Annotated in this window: 4 protein-coding genes; all 4 read left to right on the top strand. The window is 76.4% G+C overall.

What is annotated here, in order from left to right:
- The first annotated feature begins 116 nt into the window (after positions 1–116).
- The gene (locus AB0K37_RS41530) at positions 117–623 is read left to right on the top strand and encodes a hypothetical protein (RefSeq protein WP_363991562.1); all 507 of its coding nucleotides are present in this window, start codon (positions 117–119) and stop codon (positions 621–623) included.
- A gap of 75 nt (positions 624–698) precedes the next feature.
- Positions 699–1,310 (top strand): helix-turn-helix domain-containing protein, encoded by a 612-nt coding sequence (locus AB0K37_RS41535; RefSeq protein WP_363991565.1) that lies wholly within the window; start codon positions 699–701, stop codon positions 1,308–1,310.
- Between the two features lie 89 nt (positions 1,311–1,399).
- On the top strand, positions 1,400–2,560 hold the full coding sequence (locus AB0K37_RS41540) for an FAD-binding oxidoreductase (protein ID WP_363991568.1): 1,161 nt from the start codon (positions 1,400–1,402) through the stop codon (positions 2,558–2,560).
- On the top strand, positions 2,557–2,822 hold a 266-nt coding region (locus AB0K37_RS41545; protein ID WP_363991571.1), incomplete at its 3' end, for a (2Fe-2S)-binding protein. The genes AB0K37_RS41540 and AB0K37_RS41545, both read left to right, overlap by 4 nt.

A 2,822-nucleotide genomic window follows, 5' to 3' on the forward strand; every position in this document is an offset into this window, starting at 1 on the left:
ACACCGGAGGCGTCGACCGCCCGGGCGATGCCGAAGTCGATGACGCGCGGCCCGTCGGCGGCGAGCAGGACGTTCGAAGGCTTGAGATCGCGGTGCGTCCCCTCACCGAGGTGGCGGTGGCCTGCCGCCATCCGGACACCTGCACCGCCGCCGCCGAGCTCGCACGGGACCTGGAGCTGCCGGTCGGGGCGGCGGCGTCCGCCCGCGAGGCGGTCCGGGGCGCGCAGATCGTCGTCACCGCCACCACCAGCGCCGAGCCGGTCGTCCTCGGCGCGTGGCTCGACCCCGGGTGCACGGTCGTGAGCGTCGGATCGTTCGCCCCGGACCGGGCGGAGGTGGACGCGGAAGTCCTCACCCGCGCCGCCGCGGTCGTGGTGGACGACGTGACGACCGCCCTGGAGCACGCCGGCCCCGTCGTGGCCGCCGTGCGCGCCGGGGAGCTGGACCCCGGCCGGGTGCGCCCGCTGGGCCCGATCGTCGCCGGCCTCGCCGCCGGGCGGCGGACCGAGGCCGACCTGGTCTTCTACAACAGCGTCGGCCTCGGCGTGCAGGACGCGGCGGCGGCGTCCGTCATCGTCGGCCGCGCCCGCGAGGCCGGCGCCGGGACGCTGGTGGAGCTCTGAGCCCTCCGGCCCGCCGAGTACACTGGCCGTTCGATAGAGCGAACGTGAGCGAGCGAGCGGACGAGGAGCGGGAGCGTGGGCGCGTCAGGGGAATCGGTGCGGGACGTGCTGGCCGGCAACCTGCGCCGCGCGCGGCTGGAGCTCGGCCTGTCGCTGTCGGAGCTGTCCCGCCGGTCCAAGATCGGCAAGGCGACGCTGTCCCAGCTGGAGGCGGGCGCCGGGAACCCCACGATCGAGACCGTGTTCAGCCTCTCGCGCGCGCTGGAGGTCCCCATCTCCGACCTGCTCGACCACCAGGAGCCGTCCGGGCTCACGGTGGTGCGCGCGGTGGAGGTGGAGGTGCTGAGCGGGAAGGGCGTCGACCTGCGGCCGCTGCGCGGCATCGAGTCCGGCGGCGCCATGTTCGAGGTGTACGACCAGCAGTTCAGGGCGGGCCGCCGGCAGGACTCGCTCGGCCATGTGGGGATGGAGCACACGGTCGTGCAGTCCGGGCGGCTCGCCGTTCGGGTGGACGACCGGGACGTGGAGCTCGGGCCGGGCGACTACGTCGGCTTCGACGCGCGCCTGCCGCACCGCTACACCGCGGTCGAGGGGCCGGTCCGGTCCGTCCTGCTGCTGCAGTACAGCGCTGACCAGCGACTTCACGCCTCGCCCGGCACCCCGTCCCATCTGGTGGAAACCCCCTGAATCCGGCGTCGCTCGCGCGTTGACATGGCGCGCATGACGCGCTTACTCTCGGAATCGTTCGGTTTAACGAACGGCAAACGGGAGGGTCGATGACGCGGGTCATGGTGCTGGGCGCCGGGATCATCGGCGCGGCCTGCGCCCGCGAGCTGGCCCTGGCGGGCTGCGAGGTCGTCGTCGCCGACCGGGGCGGCCCCGCCGCCGGGACCACCGCCCACGGCGAGGGCAACATCCTGGTCTCCGACAAGGGGCCGGGCCCGGAGCTCGAACTGGCGCGGCTGTCGCGCGAGCTGTGGCCCGCCATCCTGGACGGCGACCCGAACGCCGGCGGCGTCGAATGGGACGCCAAGGGCGGCATCGTCGTCGCCACCACCCCCGCGGGCGCCGAGGCGCTGACGGAGTTCGCCGGCGCCCAGCGCGAGGCCGGCATCGCCGCCGAGGACCTGGACGCCGCCGCCCTCGCCGCCGCCGAACCCCACCTGACGCGCGACTTCGCCAAGGCCGTCCACTACCCCGAGGACGCTCAGGTCCAGCCCGCCGGAGCCGCCGTCGCCCTGCTGGCCGCCGCCGTGCGCGCCGGCGCCGTCCTGCGCACCGGGTGCGAGGTCCTCGGCGCGGTCCGGCGCGGCGGCCGCGTCACCGGCGTCCGCACCTCCGGCGGGACGATCGGGGCCGACGCGGTCGTCAACGCGGCCGGGCCCTGGGCGGGGGAGGTCGCCGCGCGGCTCGGCGTCCGGCTCGGCGTCCGGCCCCGCCGCGGAGAGGTCCTGGTGACCGCGCCGATGCCGCCGACCGTCTTCCACAAGGTCTACGACGCCGACTACGTGGCCGCGGTCGGCAGCGGCGCCGGAGACCTGCAGGCGTCCGCCGTCGTCGAGTCCACCCGGGCGGGGACGATCCTCCTCGGCTCCTCGCGCCGCCGGGTCGGGTTCGACGACCGGATCCGCCCCGAGGTGCTGTCGGTCATCGCCGCCAAGGCGCTGCGGCTGTTCCCGTCCCTGGCCGGGGTGCCGGTGATGCGCGCCTACGGGGGGTTCCGCCCGTACGTCGACGACCACCTGCCCGTCATCGGCGCCGACCCGCACCTGGAGGGCCTCTGGCACGCCACCGGGCACGAGGGCGCCGGGATCGGCCTGTCCGCCGGGACCGCCGCCGTCCTGCGCGACCTCATGCTCGGCCGCGCCCCCGCGATCGACGCGGCGCCGTTCCGCGCGGACCGGCCCGCCGCCCAGTGCGAAGGAGAGACCCGATGAGCGCGCGACTCGTCCCCGCCGGCGCCGACCGGACCGGCCGCCGCCCCGACGTCCCGCTGCGGATCACCGTGGACGGCGAACCCGTGGACGGCGTCGCCGGCCAGACCCTCGCCGGAGTGCTGCTGGCCGCGGGCCGCCGCACCTGGCGGCGCGGGCCCTCCGGCGCCCCGCGCGGCGTGTTCTGCGGGATCGGTGCCTGCTTCGACTGCCTCCTCACCGTCAACGGCGTCCGCGACGTGCGGGCGTGCCGCCGCCGCGCCCG

Source organism: Actinomadura sp. NPDC049753 (genome assembly GCF_040674655.1).
GTDB lineage: Bacteria > Actinomycetota > Actinomycetes > Streptosporangiales > Streptosporangiaceae > Spirillospora > Spirillospora verrucosospora.

Excerpts from the sequence above, each read along its gene's own strand:
- AB0K37_RS41540 (WP_363991568.1), top strand. The coding sequence starts at position 1,400 with ATGACGCGGGTCATGGTGCTGGGCGCCGGGATCATCGGCGCGGCCTGC.